The organism is Dissulfurispira sp. (assembly GCF_036745535.1).
GTDB lineage: Bacteria > Nitrospirota > Thermodesulfovibrionia > Thermodesulfovibrionales > Dissulfurispiraceae > Dissulfurispira.
On the sequence record NZ_DAIOFX010000045.1, the window covers coordinates 1 to 16,259 of the forward strand.

Here is a 16,259-nt window from a genome sequence, read left to right on the forward strand (position 1 = left end):
GCTGAAGTTGCCGGTTATGCTGATGGAGGACTTGCTTAAAACCGCAGGTATCATTTGTCTGAGCGAAGCGAGTTTTGCGACTGGAGCGAAAGAAGCATTAGAACTGTTAAAATATAGCTCCTGAACGGAAGAGACTTATCCTTATCGATGGGATTTATGAACAATACGGATTAAGAGGCGGGCTGTTTTGCAAGCTTCTTGTTCATATGCCACTGCTGGGCAATGCTCAGGACATTGTTCACGAGCCAGTACAGGACAAGTCCTGAAGGGAAAGTTAAAAACATAAGTGTAAAGACTATGGGCATTATCATCATGATCTTCTGCTGTGTGGGATCCATTGTCGAAGGCGTCATCTTCTGCTGGATTACCATCGTCGCACCCATGATTATAGGCAATATATAATACGGGTCTTTTACAGACAGGTCTTTTATCCACAACATGAAAGGCGCACCCCTGAGTTCTATGGCGATCAAAAGCACTTTATAAAGGGCAAAGAATACAGGTATCTGAAGAAGCATGGGCAAACAGCCTCCCATTGGGTTTACCTTATGCTTTTTGTAAAGCTCCATGATCTCCTTCTGCATCTTTTGGGGGTCTTTCTTATATTTCTCTTTTATCTCAGCCATCCTGGGCTGGATGTCCTGAAGCTTTTTCATTGACTTCTGTCCCTTATTGATGAGAGGGATAAAGGGAATCCTGACGATTATGGTGAGGATTATAATCGCAACGCCGTAATTTGGGAATATATCATAGAAAACCTTCATCAGCCAGAACAAAGGCCTTGCCAGTATGGAGAAGAAGCCGAAATCCACTATATGCTCAAGACCAACACCGTATTTCTTGAGTGTGTCGTACTCCTTTGGTCCTGCATATATAAAATAATTGCTGACACCCGCAGGCAGCTTGAGAGCCGCCAATGCGTCTCCATTTTTGCTCCAGACCTTTGAGTCCTCTATTTGCACTTTAGGCACAATGGATGAGAAGAAATATTTATCCTCCTGTGCAATCCACTTTACACCCTCTTTGAAATTCTTTGGCTCTGTGAGCTTTTTGGCCACAAACTCCATCCTGTCCGCATCCTTCAGAACAACAGGTCCGAAATGAACGGATTCGTCTTTCTCATGAATCCCGAAATCCTTGCCAAGGGTTATCCAGTAGGAGTTTAATCCGCCCACTTCATCCCTTAAATCGATGCCGTAGTCGTTATTTTTAAATGTGTATGTCCTGCGGATGGAATACCCTTCGGAGGAATATTCGAAAACAAGCGTTGCTGTTTTTAATTCAGGACCGAGTTTTATATCCCTGCCCTGAAAAGAAAAATTGACCTTCGAAAACTGAAATCCCTCATCAGCGCCTATGGCTAATGGCGGCAATACATCATCGCCCTTTAAAATAATGGGCCTGCCGCTTTTGTCTTTATATTTCTTGAGTTCGATGCCCTTTATAGTGCCGCCCTTAGATGTAAGAACAGCGGTATAGAGATCGCTTTCAACCCTGACCTCTTTTTCAGTTACCGAAACCTCTGTCTTAGGCATTGGAGCTGCCTCGGTTGTTTTAGTTTCTTCTTTAACCGTTTCTTGAGCGGTCTTTTCCTGAGGCACAGGTTGCGGCACAGGCTTTACAAAGAAGTACTGATAGGTTATCAGTATTGCGATAGAGAGGATTATGGCCAGCAGCATTTTTTTATCCATGTCTAAACTCTTGACTCCTAACTCTTTAAACTCATTTCACCGGGTCGTATCCGCCGGGATGGAAAGGATGGCATTTCAATATCCTTTTGAATGAAAGATAGCTGCCCTTTAAAGCACCGTGCTTGCTTACAGCCTCAAGCGAATACTCGGAGCATGAAGGCGTAAACCTGCAGCTATTAGGCAGCAGGGGTGAAATCATGTATCGGTAAAGCCTTATCAGGGCGGTTATCAGGGTCTTCAAAATAAAAATCCTCTTAACCTGCTAAGCGCTTCCTTCCCTTTGCCCTTCTGTTTTTCACAACCTTCCTTCCGCCGTTTGTGCTCATGCGTGTAAGGAAGCCGTGGGTCCTTTTCCTTCTGCCTTTATGTGGATGATACGTTGTGTATGTTCCCATCTCTCAAACCTCCAAAAAATTATTGAAAGGAAATTATAATTTTTCTTCGAATGCAAAGTCAAATTTTCACGGCTTCCAGTATTCCTCGAATTTTCCGTTCTTTGTAATCCAGATAACATAAGGCGAGTCTGTCACATCTCCCTTTTCTGTGAACCTTATCTTCCCGAGTGCGCCTGAAAACTCCATTGAATGCAATTTCTCGATAACGGCCTTCCCATCTGTTGTCCCCGCCTCTTTTATTGCGGCGAGCAATATATTTATAGCATCGTAGGCATAAATAGAGTATGGGCCGATCTCTCCGAATTTTGCATTATACTTCTCCATAAAACCCTTTGCAGCAGGAATATTCTTTGGGTCAGGGCTGAATGTGAGATAAGTCCCCTCAGCAGCCTTTTCCCCTGCGATCTCGACAAATTTGGGGTCTATGCTTCCGTCACCGCTCATGAACGGCACATTCAAGCTGATTTCGCGGGACTGCTTTACAAGTAGCCCTGTCTCAGGATATATGCCGCCGAAATAAATTATCTCGGGCTTCTTCTCTTTTATGGATGTAAGAACTGTCTTGAAATCCTTGTCGCCCTGCGTTATGCCTCCATAATAAACAACCTCTGCAGCACTGCCGAGATTCTTCTTGAACTCGTCCGCCAGACCCTGACCATAGGTGGTCTTGTCATGGATTATGGCAACCCTTTTAATCTTGAGTTTATTTATTATAAACTCGGCAGCCACCTTGCCCTGCTGGTCATCCCTTCCGCAAACCCTGAATACTCCCCTGTATCCCCTCTCGGTAAGCTGGGGGTTTGTGGAAGCTGGTGTTATCATGGGAATGCCGGCACGGTTATAGACATCTGATGCAGGGATTGAGCAGCTCGAATTAAAATGGCCTATTATACCCGCCACTCCTTCATTGACCAGCTTGTTTGCCACTGCAACAGCCTGCTTTGGATCAGCCTGATCATCGCCGTTTACTATTTCAATCTTCTTTCCAAGGACGCCTCCCTTGCTGTTCCATTCATCTACTGCAATGGTGACTCCGTTTCTGAAGTCCGTACCCATCTTGGCCTGAGCGCCTGTCATGGGCCCTGCAATGCCTATCTTTATAACATCCTCCTTCTTCTTACAGCCGGAAAAAAATAATGCCGTCAAAAGAATAGCCACAAAGAAAACCAAAGACCTTCTCATTTTCCAACCTCCTCTATAACGCATAAAAACTTCCTTACATTCTCCATCATGTCTCCCCTTGAAAGTCCTGCAGATACAGCCACTCCATCGCATCCTGCATCAAAGACAGATCTCACATTATCCGTATTTATGCCACCTATGGCAACCACAGGGATATTAACAGAACCCTTCACCTTTCTTAAGGCATCAAGACCTTGTACAACTGCATCATCCTTTGTTGTTGTGGGGAAGATGGAGCCGAAGCCGATATAATCAGCCCCGCCCTTTTCTGCATCTATTGCCTCTTGGAGATTGTGCGTGGATATGCCGATAATCTTATTGCCCAAGATCTTTCTCGCCTCTTTTAGAGGGAGGTCTTCCTGTCCCAAATGCACACCGTCTGCATCAACAGCAAGGGCAATATCTGCATAATCATTTATGATAAAACACGCATTGAAATCTTTTGTGATTTCCCTGAGCCTCGATGCCTTATTGAACATCTCTTTTTTAGTCTTGCCTTTTCCCCTGTATTGAATCCACCGTATGCCTGATTTTAGAATTGTTAAGACCGCTTCTTCATCACTGCCGTCCGTTATGAAACAAATGCGGTCTTTAAGATTCATCCTTATTGGCGACGGCCTCTGCGGATTTATGTCCGTTACTGCCATTATTGCCATTGTTCATCCTGTCTATAAAGTCCGTGCTGAAATTGCCTTTTATGAAATCAGGATGATTTAATACCTTTCTATGGAAGGGGATTGTGGTCTTTATCCCTTCAATGAGAAATTCATCCAAGGCCCGCTTCATCTTTGCAATGGCCTCTTCCCGGTTTTTGCCGTAGACTATCAGCTTCGCTATCATCGAGTCATACTGCGGAGGCACGACCCAGCCTGTGTATGCAGCGGTATCCACTCTTACACCGGGGCCACCGGGCGGGGAAAATAATGTCAGTCTGCCAGGACACGGAATAAACTTCTCGGGGTCCTCTGCATTTATCCTGCACTCTATAGAACAGCCAGATGGTTTGATCTGGTTCTGTCTGTAAGACAACGGGAATCCTGCTGCTATGCGTATCTGCTCCTTTATGATATCCACTCCTGTAATCTCTTCTGTAACAGGATGCTCTACCTGCACCCTCGTGTTTACCTCTATGAAGTATACATTCTGTTCCTGGTCAACAATAAACTCTATTGTTCCGACGTTGTGGTATTTCATCGCCTTTGCAGCCCTTACAGCAAGCTCGCCTATTTTTTTGCGGAATTTTGCTGTTGCGATGGTTGACGGAGCCTCTTCTATAAGCTTCCGATGCCTCCTCTGTATGGAGCAGTCGCGCTCTCCGAGGTGTACGACATTTTTACCGTCAGAGATTATCTGAACCTCTATATGCCTTATGGAAGGGAGATATTTTTCCACATATATCTCGCTGCTTCCGAAGGCAGCAAGCGACTCCCTTTGAGCCATATGGAATGCATGGGAAAGCTCCTGCTCTTCCCTGACTATTCTCATGCCCCGGCCTCCGCCGCCTGCAGATGCCTTTATTATCACAGGGAATCCTATCTTCTGGGCTATCTTTATGGCTGCTTCTTCTGATGGGACAGGGCCATCGCTGCCCGGAACAACAGGGATGCCTTGCCTCTTCAAAACCTGTCTGGCCTTTGCCTTGTCTCCGCCGATCCTGATATTTTCAGGGGTCGGGCCTATGAATGTTATCCCCGATGTGGCGCATGCCTCGGCAAATTGAGGATTTTCCGATAGAAAGCCGTATCCAGGATGAATCGCCTCGGAATCGGTCACCTCGGCTGCACTGAGTATTGCGGGTATATTGAGATAACTGTGTCTGGAGTTCGCAGGGCCGACGCATATAGATTCATCGGCGAGCCTGACATGGAGAGATTCCCTTTCTATATCGGAGAATATTGCAACAGTCCTGATGCCGAGTTCCTTACACGCCCTGATAATCCTTACAGCTATCTCGCCTCTGTTTGCGATGAGTATCTTCTTAAAGAGTTTCATGATTCTCCTATCTTATTTGCCGCCTAACCTATGGGCTCTACCAGAAAGAGAGGTTCTCCGTATTCCACGGGATGTCCGTTGTCCACGAGCATCCTCACAACCACGCCGTCAACCTCGCTCTCTATCTCGTTCATAAGCTTCATTGACTCTATTATGCATAGAACCTGCCCCTTCTTTACCCGTGCACCCACATCAACAAATGGCTCTGCGTCAGGAGACGGCGACCTGTAGAATGTGCCCACGATAGGAGAGGTAACTGTCAGTAGCCTGCCTTCTGCTTCTGTTTCTACTGCCACCTCTTCTTTTTTAATCTCCCGTTTCTCATGCATAATCGGCGGAAGCTCTAAATGACCAAAGAACTTCTCGCGCTTAATCTTGACCTTAACCCCATCCTTTTCTATCTGCAGTTCGGTCACATCCGTATCTTTTAAAAGCCCCATCAACTCCTTTAAATCTTCGAGTTCCATCATGGCCTCCCTACTTCACTTTCTCTATATACTCCGACGTCCTGGTATCGATCTTCAGCACATCCCCTATCTGTATATGAAAAGGCACTTTAACGACCGCGCCTGTCTCCAGCTTTGCAGGCTTGCTCCCTCCAGATGCCGTGTCTCCCTTAAAAGCAGGCTCTGTATCGGCAACTGCAAGCTCAACGAACATCGGAGGCTCTACGCTTATAGGGTCTCCTTTGTAATAAAGGATCTTTACCGTCATGTTCTCCTTGATAAACTTCTTTGCATCGCCGAGCTGTGCGGCTGTCAGCGGCATCTGCTCGTATGTCTCCATATCCATAAAATAGTGATGGTCTCCGTCAACATATAAATATTGCATATCCTTTTCTTCGAGCTTTGCCGGTTCGAACTTGCCGCCTGCCGGGAAGTTCTCCTCGAGCACTCTTCCTGTCTTTAAGTTCTTTATCTTTGTCCTGACAATAGGCAACCTCTGCTGCATCTTGACATGCTGGAATTCCACCACCTCGAACGGCTCTCCCTTGTATTCGATCTTTGTCCCTCTCTTAAAATCACCTGCTGTAATCAATAGTGCACCTCCTATTTAAGTAAATGGGTTAATGAGCAAAAGAGTTAATGCTGGGAAAACATCTCACCCATATACTCATATACACATTAGCTCATTTACTATTTAACAATCTCAAGCTCCCTGCTGAGACCGGTTAAGAGTTCGGCCTTTCCGTTTCTCACTAAAACCATGTCCTCTATTCTAACGCCGCCCAATTCAGGGATGTATATTCCCGGCTCAACGGTAAAGACCATATTATTGCGGATCTTTTCGCCTTTATTCCATGATACATGGGGATATTCGTGGACATCAAGTCCTACGCCATGTCCTGTACCGTGACCGAAGAACTCCCCGTATCCAGCCTTTTTGATAGCATTTCTAGCAGTGCTGTCGGTCTCCTGTGTCTTCAGACCTTCTCTTATGGATTTAATCGCCTTTTGCCGGGCGTAGTTAACTGTATTGTAGACCCTTATTTTTTTATCAAGGTCTTTGCAATTCATAAGGAGCGTCCTGGTCATATCCGAACAATAACCGTTAGCCTCCCCGCCCCAGTCAATTATAACAAAATCTCCCTTTTCTATCTTCTTTTCCGTTGGTCGTGCGTGGGGCATGGATGAGTTTTTCCCGGAAGCTACTATTATATCAAATGGAATGTTCCCGCATCCTGCCTTTTTCAGTTGCTCCTCGAGCCTCAGTGCAATCTCCCTCTCTTTAGCTCCAGGCTTTATCCTTGGCTTAATTTTCAGGAATGCCCCCTCTGCCCTTCTCACCGCCTCCTTTATGCTGCCAATCTCTTCCTCGCTCTTTATCTTCCTCATATCCTCAACGAGGTTCTTCTGTGGAAGCAGCGCTGCAGGCACTCCTTTCAGTAATTCATAGAACTCGTAAGATATGGACTTTTCGAAACCGAGTTTTTTAATACCCAGCTTCTTAACAAAACTCCGTATAAGTTTTATCCTTTTGCCTTTTTCTATAGCTATCTCAAAGTCTTTGATCTCTTTCTTAGACTGCTCCTGGTATCTGAAATCTGTAAAGAACAAGCCCCTGTCACGGGTAATAATAGCAAACCCCGAGGAGCCTGTAAACCCTGTCAGATAGCGGATATTTTTCATATTGGTGATTAAAAAAGCATCAAGCCCTTTCAATCCGAGAATCCGCTGAATGTCTTTTTTTCTCGACTGTATCATTAAAGTTCCCGAAAAGATTAAAGGGGGTTTCCCGATGATGGAGCAAAATGTATTTTTATGGCACTCAAGAGCCTGTCCAGACGATTCACGACAGCATCTTTATCCTTATGCGTCAGAGATGATGATGTCACAAAACGGATTTTTATTTCTTCCAGAAACTTATTCAAACGGTCTATAACTGCCTCTCTGTTTTTATGCAGAGACAGTGGAATAACCTCTTCAACAATTCCGAGTCCTTTATTTGCCTCATCGAGCCCCTTGCGGGCAAAAATATTGTCAGGAGACTGTTTAATGACTTCTGAGTACTCCTTTTGCGCCTCTGAAAGCATACCGCTAAAAAGATACCATCTCCCGAGGGTAAGCCTTGCAGCGATGAAATCAGGATGTCTCTTTATTCCATCAATAAGTACAGCTATTGCCTCATCCATCTTGTCTTTCTTTCTCAGTTCCTCGGCAAGGGATAAGAAGACCTTTGAATCGCGATTCTGTCTCAATCTCTCTTTAAGCCTCTTTATGTAGATGCTATCTTCCATTACTCCGCTGTTCCATTATCTTTCAATTCCTTTATCCTGTCAAACAGGGCCATAGCAACATCATCCTTGGACATCAGGGGAAGCCTTTTCTCGACCTTCCTGTCGATAATAACAACCTCGCTTGTATCCACATCGAATCCAGATCCCGCCTTTGACACATCGTTAAAGACAATCATGTCTATATCCTTATCAATAAGCTTTCTTCTTGCCCTGTCGAGCCTCTGCCCTGTTTCTGCTGCAAACCCGACAATAAAGGGCTTGTTCTTAAACCGCCCTGCTTCTTCAAGTATATCTGCAGTCTTCACAAGATTTAATGAAAACCTTTCCTTTTTATCGATCTTGCTGCCCTTTGTCTCTGAAGGCATAAAATCGGCAACTGCAGCAGCCATGATGAATATGGAGGACATGGATACATTGTCCATTACAGCAGCATGCATCTCGCCGGCTGTCTCGACATTTATAACCTCAATGCCTTCGGGAGGCTTTATTGATACAGGGCCGCTTATAAGCGTGACGTCTGCCCCCCTCCGTTTGGCAATTTTTGCAATGGCATATCCCATTTTGCCTGATGATCTATTGGATATATATCTTATGGGATCGATGTACTCCCTTGTTGGACCTGCTGTGACAAGGATATTTTCTCCTGTCAGATCCTGTGTTGAAAAAGCAGTCCTGACTGTTTCCATGATCTTCTCGATGTCAGCCATTCTGCCAATGCCCTCCTCTCCGCAGGCAAGGCTTCCCCTTTCAGGCCCCACGGTCTTGATGCCCAGCGAAACAAGATACTGGAGGTTTTTCTGGAAGACCGGATTTTCATACATTCTCCAGTTCATGGCAGGCGCCATGATTATCGTGCCTTTAAAGGCCAGCAGTGCAGTGCTGAGAAGGTCATCTGCAATGCCGTTTGCATATTTGCCGATTATATTTGCTGTTGCAGGCGCGACAACAAACAGATCGGCATCAGCAGGAAGACTCACATGGGACAGCGGCGAATCGAACATGTCGTTATAGACGCTGTTGCCGGATGCCAATTCTATGGATAACGGGGTGGTAAAATGTTTCGAGGCCTCTGTCATGATAACCTTAACAGAGGCCCCTTCCTGTCTCAAACCCTTAATCAGTTCAATCGCCTTGTATGCAGCTACACTTCCTGTAATGCCTAAAAGTATAGACCTGTCCTTTAACACATTGCTCCCGCTCTACTCTTCGGACTCTTCTGCTCCCTCGCCCTCTTCGGCCTCGGCAAAAAGCTCTTCCAGTGCCTTCTCGGTTGCTTCCTTTTCATGGAGATAAACCTTGAGGTCCTTTTCAAGCTCCGAGAGGTCCTCTATGGGCTTCCTCTTCTCTTCGATGAGCTTCTTGTAATCGATCTTTTCTGCCTTTTCACGTGCGATAACCGCCTCTTCTCCTGTGATAAACTCTATGTTGCCTGAAATGGCTTCCAATAAGGCGGTTGTGGTCACCTTTTTTGCCTTTGTCTGTATCTTCTGGGTTGCGCCCAACGAGAGCTCCCGTGCCCTCTGCGCGGCAATGGCCACAAGCCTGTATCTGCTCTCTATTTTCTTTTTGTCATAATCCACCGGAAGGGATATTATATCCATACTACTCCTCCTTTATAAAATTTTCTATTATCCAGCCTTCTTCTATCTTTGACGTCCTGATCCGCTCGGCGATGATTATTGCAACCATATCCTCAAGGGCATCATCAAAGACATCATTTATGATAACATAATCGTAATTTTTATACTCCCTTATCTCGTCTATTGCATTCTTAAGCCTTTTCTTAATCACATCTTCAGCGTCGCTCATCCTGCCTGTAAGCCTCTTTTTAAGCTCATCCATTGACGGCGGCAGGACAAAAATCAGGACGCTGTCGGGGAAATGCTCCTTTATCTGCCGTCCTCCCTGAACATCTATATCCAGCATCACGTCAAAACCTTCATTTATCATATCCTCAATTCTTCTCTTCGATGTGCCGTAAAAATTGCCGTGCACCTGGGCCCATTCCACAAACTCTCCCTCTGCTATCATTGCACGGAATTCATCCTCGTCCACAAAGGAATAATGAACGCCGTCCACCTCCCCTGCACGCGGTTTGCGAGTAGTGTAGGATACGGAAAACTTTACATCAGGAACAACTTCCCTCAGCTTCTGACACAATGTCGTCTTCCCCGCACCTGACGGGGCGGATATTACAAAAAGGCTGCCTCTTTTTTGTCTCATATGCCCTAATCCCTTTTTCAAATTTCGACAGATGTTCATAATCCATCAACAGAGGGTTTCTGACCCGAAATCCGCTGAACTATTGTCTCCACCTGAATTGCAGAAAGTATAATATGATCGCTGTCGGTGATTATTATGGAGCGTATTTTCTTGCCCTCGGTGGCATCGATGAGCTTGCCCCTCTCCCTGGCCTCTTCTCTTAGTTTCTTGATAGGAGACGAGCCCGGGTTTACAACAGCCACCACCCTGCCTGCAGACACCACGTTGCCGAAACCTATATTCGCAAGAAAATTCTTCATTGCCCTACTGAATATTCTGAACCTGCTCCCTGAGTTTTTCTATCTCTGTCTTTATCTCTATGGACAGATTTATAATCCTCACATCGTCCATCTTTGATGCAACTGTGTTTGTCTCCCTGTTCATCTCCTGCAAAAGGAAGTCGAGCTTCCTGCCAATGACATCTCCATTGGACAGGGCAGACAGAAACTGCTGCACATGGCTTCTGAATCTCGCCAGCTCTTCTGCAATATCGCTTTTTTGCGCCATTATGGCGACTTCCTGTGCAAGCCTTGTCTCGTCTATGGATAAGTTTGAAACGAGTTCTGCTATCCTTTTCGAAAGAGTCTCTCTGTAGTGTGCTACCAGCCCGTGCGAAAGCCCTTCTATCTCATTGCGCATATCTGTAAGCCTTTTCAGGCTGGATTCCATCTCTTTTTTCAAAGCATCTCCCTCTGTCCTCCTCATCTCCTCAACCTTTGATACAGCATCATTGAGGGCATTATACAGAGCATCCGTATCGTATTCCGGCTCTTCTGCCATTAGAAGTTCTCTATAGCCTGAAAAGAAGTCTATAGTCAGAGAGCCTGGCAGAGTCAACTCCTTCTGCAAATCAGAAAAAGCATCGTAAATACCTTTTGCAAGCTCTCTATTAACCCCCATTTTCATCTGCCTTTTGTCTGCAAATGATATATTAACATCAAATTTGCCCCTCGCAAACCTTCCCTTAATAATATTCCTGACGGGTATCTCATGCTCCATCAAAACAGAAGGCATCCTGACAGAAATCTCGAGATACCTGTGATTTAAAGAGCGCACCTCCACCTTGAATCCGTCTCTTTCTGCTGCACCAAAGCCTGTCATGCTCTGCATTACAGATTGACTCCTTTTATTTTCACGGTCTTATATCTGGAAGAATCACCCTTCACTATCTCGATATTGCCCTTTTTGATGCTCAATGTCTCTGACAAAAGCTCTATAAGCTGCTCATTGGCAGCGTCTTCTACAGGCGGCGCCGTGAGTTTAATCTTTATAGTATTGCCTTCAACTCCGGCAATCTCTTTCTTTGATGAACGCGGGATAACCTTCACCTGAATAATTATGCCGTCTTTGACCTTAGTGTGCGGTAAATCCATCTCTTTTGTAGAATTTATAGTATACTTCACCAATGGCTATTGTGACAATAGTCACCAGTACGCCTCCAATCACATCCACTGCATAGTGGTACCTTAAATACACTGTCGCAAAAATTAGAAGAGCAACAGGGGTCAGCATTATCCAGAAGAGTCCTCTCGCGTATCTATATGCCAAAAGCAGGACTGTAAGTGCAACACCGGTATGTCCGCTTGGAAATGCATCCCTCTTAACCCCTTCAAGGAGATTCAATATATCCTGAATGGGTTTGGATACAAGGAAACCGCCGAGTGTTTTATCATGCAAATGCTCCATCGCATACCTCGGGCCGAGGGCTGGAAAGAGTATATAGCCCACATAGGAGAGATAGAAACAGAGGAGTATTAAAAATAATGATTTTTCAAACTCCTCATTTTTCTTTTTTATTTTCAGCACAACGCCAAGTATTACGGGCAGAAAGTAATATGTTGAATAGGCAACCTGCAGAATGTCGGTCAGAAATGGGTTCATAATCCTTTCCATAAAAATGGTGGGGTAGCAGCCGAAGACAACATAATCAATCCTTATGAGGAGATAGTCAATATCCTGTGGATTGATGTTATGAACAATCAAACCAAGGCTGTCAAAGATAATAAGCACGCTGATGACAGGGAATATGATATCCCTCGTCAATGCAAGAAATGAGTTAAGCCTGCTCAGATAAACAAGTATCAACTGAAAAAATATCAGCGATGCATATATGAGAATTAGATAAGGCGCAGAAGGGATTTTGCTATAAAAAAATACAGCAAGAACTAAAAGCAAAAAACTGAATAATGCGGTGATTGTATCGGCAGGTCGAAACATTTATTGAGCTTCGGACTCTGTTATTTTATCGAGATAGTCTTTAACTTTCTCCAGAAAGCCTTTAAATAAAGGCTCTGTTTCTGAAACGAACTTATTAATGGATGACCAGCGAATATCAAGATATTCATGCGCAACAATGTTTCTTAACCTTACCCATCTGGCAAGGGATTCTGCATTATTAATGTTTAGTTCTTTAACAATAGATATGGATAAAACAATATCTTTATAAGTGTCAGGCAGTCTTATATTTTCTAAAGTCAATATATTTTTGGATATATCTACTAATGAATTTATTATATTTTCAACCCATCGCTCAACGCTTCTCCTCTTATCATCGTCTTCACGAAAAACTGGCTCTGTCAGTTGTCTGAATTTTGGGTAATAGCTCAGTTCATTCTCCAGAAAATTAATGTGTTTCAGCAGCTTTTGCTTTATCTCCCTTTTCATACCTTCTTCTCTCACGAAAATCTGTAATTACCATCTCCCAGAAATCCTCTGCTTCTGTTGTCACAACTTCCATGAAATCGAGATACAAACCCCAATCATTTATCGCAAGAGGTATTCCCCTTATTGCACTGGCTGCAATACTGCATGGAACTCTGTTTAAGACGAGCAACTCCACATTCTTTCTCAAAATCCTCTCAACATCAGTCCATATTTCATCTTCACCATTATAAAACACTTCTTCTTCATACTCTACAGGGTGCCTTTTTGCAGGATAGAAGTATACAGCAATATCAACATCGGATATTTTTGTCGCTTTTCCTTTTGCCTGCGAGCCGAATAAAAAGGCAAAGGCGACATCATGGCGGTTTTGGAAGTAATTTTTTAATAACTTTATATGTTCATCCGAAATCATTCATGCCTCAAAATTCTTTTATCTTATTTATCTTACCTTCAATATCGCTTTTTTGTCACCACCATAAACTTATACTTATCGTTCAGTCCGCCCCATAAGTTGCCTATATCTTCCTTATAGTAGCGATCCGCAAGGTGTTCTCCCTTATATTCGAGAGCTACAACTATTCCCGACTTTGTCTCTAAAATAAAGTCCGGATTAAAGGCATGCGGCAGGTAGCCCTGAATATAAAATCCGCCCCTGTCTAAATTCCTGAACCACCATTTCACATTGCTTAAATCGTCGATCGCCTTTGCCAACCTGTATTCCTCATCATTTAATCTTCCGGTCTTTTCAAAAATGCTTTTTTGGAAGGCTTCCTGATGCGGATTATAAATCTCTAAAGCGTCCGGTATCGTATATGCCTGTTTTAAATCAATAACAAATCTATTGTCTGCAAACAGTCTATCAAAGCGAGCTTTTGCATAGGCGTTAAGATGATTTTCAATGCTCAGAATTATCTTGTCTCTTAGAGAGAATTTAAGCTGAAAGAGTTCTGCGATAGAATATTTTGACGCTAAATCTCCGACCGTTCTTTTTATGTAATCGCGGACTTCAATTGCAGGAATAAAGTCAAACTTTATTCTCGTCAAAAGCCATTTTATAAGGCTGCTTTCATCCTCTACCGTATAAGGGTCTGATTCTTCCGATACTTTTACAGCCTCTTTGGTTATGTCACCCTCTTTATTTATATCGATCCTGATTCCTTTTGCCTCAAGATTTGCTATTTCACTGTCATGGAAAGAATAACTGCTCAGGCTAAAGCTGTTGCCGATAAGGGTATTCTTATACGAAAGTTTTTTTATTTTACCTGCGTCATCTTTAAGTGAAAGATATGGTATCTTTATTCCCGACAGCCTTGCTTTTACGCTTATCGGTTCCGGCTGCTTGCCTTGGGTGTTAATATCCCTTTCGGAATAGCCGTTTTCAACCATTCCCTTTATTACGGCATCCGCTGCCTTCTGAAAACGCTCTGCGGAGGTGAATACATACGATTCGTTTAGTTCATTCTCAGACTTTTTCTTGGCATTAGGAAGTCTCAATATCCTGCCAATCAACTGTTCAACCGAAATGCTTGAGCCGACATTAAACACCGACGCAAGAACATAGGCAAAGGAGCAGTCCCATCCCTCTTTGATGGCATCTCTGGTAATGATGTATCTGATGCTGCAAAGCGGCGAGAACAGGTTAATATCTCCGATATCGTCTTGCTTGCCTGTCTTGATAGCAATATGGTCTTCGGGTATCTTTAGTTCATTTATCAGATACTCTTTGATTTGATGCACGTGGATTTTTCTGTCGCTCTCTTTTTCCTGCTCCGCCTGAATAAGTACAATCGGACGAATATACTCTCCGGACGCCTTTTCAGCTTCTCCTGCAATCTTTTCTATCTCATCCCTTTTATTTTTGGCAGCCTGAAGCGTCGTCTCCCAATGTGTTTCGTTCTTTAGATTTATCGGCAGCTTTACCATTTGCTCTTCTTTAAGCTCATAAGCAGGCACCTCTATCAATACATTGCTTTTTCCTGTCAGCGGTGTGGCGGTAAATTCAAGCACAAAGCAGGGGTTCAACTGCGTTATGAGGTCAAGAGACAACCATGTCTTCGCATTATGCCCCTCGTCAATAATGATAAGAGGATTATTCATTCTTATCACTTCAAAAAGGGATTTTGTAATATTCTCTTTTTCTTCGGCATTAAGATATTCAAAGTGCTGTATAAGGCTTCCGTTGTCTTCATAAGCCTTTAACCCTTCCGTATCCTCCCGCTTAAATGCAGCAAGGGTTGAAACAATTATGCAAACATTGTCTTTTATGTCAGCGGCCTTGACTGAAAGAGCCTCTTTGTTATCAAGAACAACAACTTTGTTGTCAAAATATTCATCTATGGCAAATCTGTATGGATGCGTCTTGTCTTTCAAGGCATTAAGGGTTTGCGTTCTGATTGCGTCTGATGGCACAAACCACATGACAAGACCCTTGTAATCTTTTCCCACGCCTTCGCTGCCCACGACCCTGCCGAGCCATTTCCTGATCTCGGGTGAGTCTACCTTGTCGTTGTAAATCCAGTTTTCATTGCCGGTGTTATAAGGCGGGTCTATGTAGATGCACTTGACCTTATTGTAGTAATAGGGCAGGAGCGCTTTCAGCGCCTCAAGGTTGTCGCCCTTGATGATAAGATTTTCGCTCTCGCCGACCGAAAGAGATTCAACCCTCTTTAAAGGCCTGAAAGGGACTTCCTTGTCGTGATTTATAACCTGTTTTTTACCGATCCAGTCTAATACGGGCATGCTTATGCTACTGCCTTCAATATCTTATCTTTCCACTGTTTTCTTCTGCTCCACAGAAGAATTTTGGCTACATCAGATAATAATATCTTAGGCTCATCAGGCCAGTCGTTGTCTTCATCATCCAGTATTGCATAGAGTTCGTAATTAGCTCCTGCTTTGTTAAGGTCGTAAAACTCCTGAAATACCGAGGCTATTTTTGTCCAATCAACAGCCTGAACAGGGTGGGCTAATGGCTCAATAACCGCATTTGCATTTTTAATAAAATATGCAGGATGATACTTTTTGCCGGATTTGCCTTCAAGCGTTTTCTTCCTTTCAATATCCTCTTTAACAGGAGTTATCTCTTTAATAAGCTCTTCAACCTGAGCATAAAAACCATTCTTCGGTTTTTTAGTCCTCTGAGCAAGCTGCAAATCGCTAACTCTTATCATTGTGTTAGCCATATTCAGAATGTCATCGCTGAGGCTGCCTTCGCTTAGGTAAAAGGCGTATTTACAACAAGATAATGAGATATAGGTATGCAGTCGAATTTTTCTCCAAATAGGGACAACACATTTATCTCCATGTTCGGGGTTCCAGATATGTAAGTGATTGCCT

General features: G+C 43.9%; 20 protein-coding genes and 1 pseudogene. All 21 read right to left on the reverse strand.

Annotated features, from left to right (window positions below):
* Positions 1-170 precede the first annotated feature (170 nt).
* A pseudogene (yidC, locus tag V7L97_RS08340) lies at positions 171-1,673 on the reverse strand (membrane protein insertase YidC); the annotation flags it as partial.
* A 49-nt stretch (positions 1,674-1,722) separates the two neighbouring features.
* Positions 1,723-1,932, reverse strand: a complete 210-nt coding sequence (yidD, locus tag V7L97_RS08345; protein WP_442891791.1) for a membrane protein insertion efficiency factor YidD — start codon at positions 1,930-1,932, stop codon at positions 1,723-1,725.
* A 13-nt stretch (positions 1,933-1,945) separates the two neighbouring features.
* A complete protein-coding gene (gene rpmH, locus V7L97_RS08350) occupies positions 1,946-2,086 on the reverse strand; it encodes a 50S ribosomal protein L34 (RefSeq protein WP_333654999.1) in 141 nt (46 codons plus the stop codon).
* Between the two features lie 66 nt (positions 2,087-2,152).
* Entirely contained in the window at positions 2,153-3,268 is a 1,116-nt protein-coding gene (locus V7L97_RS08355) for a branched-chain amino acid ABC transporter substrate-binding protein (RefSeq protein ID WP_333655002.1), read from the reverse strand.
* Positions 3,265-3,924, reverse strand: coding sequence for a thiamine phosphate synthase (gene thiE, locus V7L97_RS08360; protein WP_333655004.1), 660 nt, complete (start codon positions 3,922-3,924; stop codon positions 3,265-3,267). The genes V7L97_RS08355 and thiE overlap by 4 nt, the downstream gene beginning before the upstream one ends.
* Positions 3,860-5,260, reverse strand: a complete 1,401-nt coding sequence (gene accC / locus V7L97_RS08365) for an acetyl-CoA carboxylase biotin carboxylase subunit (protein WP_333655006.1) — start codon at positions 5,258-5,260, stop codon at positions 3,860-3,862. Before accC ends, thiE begins: the two co-directional genes overlap by 65 nt.
* A 23-nt stretch (positions 5,261-5,283) precedes the next feature.
* Positions 5,284-5,730, reverse strand: a complete 447-nt coding sequence (gene accB, locus V7L97_RS08370; protein WP_333655009.1) for an acetyl-CoA carboxylase biotin carboxyl carrier protein — start codon at positions 5,728-5,730, stop codon at positions 5,284-5,286.
* Positions 5,731-5,737: 7 nt separating this feature from the next.
* Positions 5,738-6,298: an elongation factor P gene (gene efp, locus V7L97_RS08375; protein ID WP_333655011.1), complete on the reverse strand. Its 561-nt coding sequence runs from the start codon at positions 6,296-6,298 to the stop codon at positions 5,738-5,740.
* A 98-nt stretch (positions 6,299-6,396) separates the two neighbouring features.
* Positions 6,397-7,464 carry a M24 family metallopeptidase gene (locus tag V7L97_RS08380; protein WP_333655013.1) on the reverse strand — a complete coding sequence of 356 codons (1,068 nt, stop codon included), beginning with the start codon at positions 7,462-7,464 and terminating at the stop codon, positions 6,397-6,399.
* A gap of 17 nt (positions 7,465-7,481) precedes the next feature.
* Entirely contained in the window at positions 7,482-7,997 is a 516-nt protein-coding gene (locus tag V7L97_RS08385) for a tetratricopeptide repeat protein (RefSeq protein WP_333655015.1), read from the reverse strand.
* Positions 7,997-9,184: a bifunctional phosphopantothenoylcysteine decarboxylase/phosphopantothenate--cysteine ligase CoaBC gene (gene coaBC / locus V7L97_RS08390; RefSeq protein WP_333655017.1), complete on the reverse strand. Its 1,188-nt coding sequence runs from the start codon at positions 9,182-9,184 to the stop codon at positions 7,997-7,999. The genes V7L97_RS08385 and coaBC overlap by 1 nt, the downstream gene beginning before the upstream one ends.
* A 12-nt stretch (positions 9,185-9,196) precedes the next feature.
* A complete protein-coding gene (gene rpoZ, locus V7L97_RS08395) occupies positions 9,197-9,598 on the reverse strand; it encodes a DNA-directed RNA polymerase subunit omega (RefSeq protein WP_333655018.1) in 402 nt (133 codons plus the stop codon).
* Between the two features lies 1 nt (position 9,599).
* Positions 9,600-10,220 (reverse strand): guanylate kinase, encoded by a 621-nt coding sequence (gmk, locus tag V7L97_RS08400; RefSeq protein ID WP_333655019.1) that lies wholly within the window; start codon positions 10,218-10,220, stop codon positions 9,600-9,602.
* Positions 10,221-10,255: 35 nt separating this feature from the next.
* Positions 10,256-10,519, reverse strand: a complete 264-nt coding sequence (locus V7L97_RS08405; protein WP_333655020.1) for a DUF370 domain-containing protein — start codon at positions 10,517-10,519, stop codon at positions 10,256-10,258.
* 4 nt (positions 10,520-10,523) lie between these two features.
* Positions 10,524-11,369 (reverse strand): YicC/YloC family endoribonuclease, encoded by an 846-nt coding sequence (locus tag V7L97_RS08410; RefSeq protein ID WP_333655021.1) that lies wholly within the window; start codon positions 11,367-11,369, stop codon positions 10,524-10,526.
* Positions 11,369-11,632, reverse strand: a complete 264-nt coding sequence (locus tag V7L97_RS08415) for a DUF167 domain-containing protein (protein WP_333655022.1) — start codon at positions 11,630-11,632, stop codon at positions 11,369-11,371. Before V7L97_RS08415 ends, V7L97_RS08410 begins: the two co-directional genes overlap by 1 nt.
* Positions 11,613-12,344: a phosphatase PAP2 family protein gene (locus tag V7L97_RS08420; RefSeq protein ID WP_333655024.1), complete on the reverse strand. Its 732-nt coding sequence runs from the start codon at positions 12,342-12,344 to the stop codon at positions 11,613-11,615. Before V7L97_RS08420 ends, V7L97_RS08415 begins: the two co-directional genes overlap by 20 nt.
* A gap of 132 nt (positions 12,345-12,476) precedes the next feature.
* Positions 12,477-12,923 carry a type VII toxin-antitoxin system HepT family RNase toxin gene (gene hepT / locus V7L97_RS08425; RefSeq protein ID WP_333655026.1) on the reverse strand — a complete coding sequence of 149 codons (447 nt, stop codon included), beginning with the start codon at positions 12,921-12,923 and terminating at the stop codon, positions 12,477-12,479.
* Complete coding sequence (locus tag V7L97_RS08430; protein WP_333655028.1) at positions 12,883-13,335, reverse strand: nucleotidyltransferase domain-containing protein; 453 nt, start codon at positions 13,333-13,335, stop codon at positions 12,883-12,885. The genes hepT and V7L97_RS08430 overlap by 41 nt, the downstream gene beginning before the upstream one ends.
* A gap of 38 nt (positions 13,336-13,373) precedes the next feature.
* Positions 13,374-15,662, reverse strand: a complete 2,289-nt coding sequence (locus tag V7L97_RS08435; protein WP_333655030.1) for a DEAD/DEAH box helicase — start codon at positions 15,660-15,662, stop codon at positions 13,374-13,376.
* 2 nt (positions 15,663-15,664) lie between these two features.
* Positions 15,665-16,093 (reverse strand): hypothetical protein, encoded by a 429-nt coding sequence (locus V7L97_RS08440; RefSeq protein ID WP_333655031.1) that lies wholly within the window; start codon positions 16,091-16,093, stop codon positions 15,665-15,667.
* Positions 16,094-16,259 lie beyond the last annotated feature (166 nt).

Excerpts from the sequence above, each read along its gene's own strand:
- rpmH (WP_333654999.1), bottom strand. The coding sequence starts at position 2,086 with ATGGGAACATACACAACGTATCATCCACATAAAGGCAGAAGGAAAAGG.
- V7L97_RS08355 (WP_333655002.1), bottom strand. The coding sequence starts at position 3,268 with ATGAGAAGGTCTTTGGTTTTCTTTGTGGCTATTCTTTTGACGGCATTA.
- thiE (WP_333655004.1), bottom strand. The coding sequence starts at position 3,924 with ATGGCAATAATGGCAGTAACGGACATAAATCCGCAGAGGCCGTCGCCA.
- accC (WP_333655006.1), bottom strand. The coding sequence starts at position 5,260 with ATGAAACTCTTTAAGAAGATACTCATCGCAAACAGAGGCGAGATAGCT.
- accB (WP_333655009.1), bottom strand. The coding sequence starts at position 5,730 with ATGATGGAACTCGAAGATTTAAAGGAGTTGATGGGGCTTTTAAAAGAT.
- V7L97_RS08380 (WP_333655013.1), bottom strand. The coding sequence starts at position 7,464 with ATGATACAGTCGAGAAAAAAAGACATTCAGCGGATTCTCGGATTGAAA.
- V7L97_RS08385 (WP_333655015.1), bottom strand. The coding sequence starts at position 7,997 with ATGGAAGATAGCATCTACATAAAGAGGCTTAAAGAGAGATTGAGACAG.
- rpoZ (WP_333655018.1), bottom strand. The coding sequence starts at position 9,598 with ATGGATATAATATCCCTTCCGGTGGATTATGACAAAAAGAAAATAGAG.
- gmk (WP_333655019.1), bottom strand. The coding sequence starts at position 10,220 with ATGAGACAAAAAAGAGGCAGCCTTTTTGTAATATCCGCCCCGTCAGGT.
- V7L97_RS08405 (WP_333655020.1), bottom strand. The coding sequence starts at position 10,519 with ATGAAGAATTTTCTTGCGAATATAGGTTTCGGCAACGTGGTGTCTGCA.
- V7L97_RS08410 (WP_333655021.1), bottom strand. The coding sequence starts at position 11,369 with ATGCAGAGCATGACAGGCTTTGGTGCAGCAGAAAGAGACGGATTCAAG.
- V7L97_RS08415 (WP_333655022.1), bottom strand. The coding sequence starts at position 11,632 with ATGGATTTACCGCACACTAAGGTCAAAGACGGCATAATTATTCAGGTG.
- hepT (WP_333655026.1), bottom strand. The coding sequence starts at position 12,923 with ATGAAAAGGGAGATAAAGCAAAAGCTGCTGAAACACATTAATTTTCTG.
- V7L97_RS08430 (WP_333655028.1), bottom strand. The coding sequence starts at position 13,335 with ATGATTTCGGATGAACATATAAAGTTATTAAAAAATTACTTCCAAAAC.
- V7L97_RS08435 (WP_333655030.1), bottom strand. The coding sequence starts at position 15,662 with ATGCCCGTATTAGACTGGATCGGTAAAAAACAGGTTATAAATCACGAC.
- V7L97_RS08440 (WP_333655031.1), bottom strand. The coding sequence starts at position 16,093 with ATGATAAGAGTTAGCGATTTGCAGCTTGCTCAGAGGACTAAAAAACCG.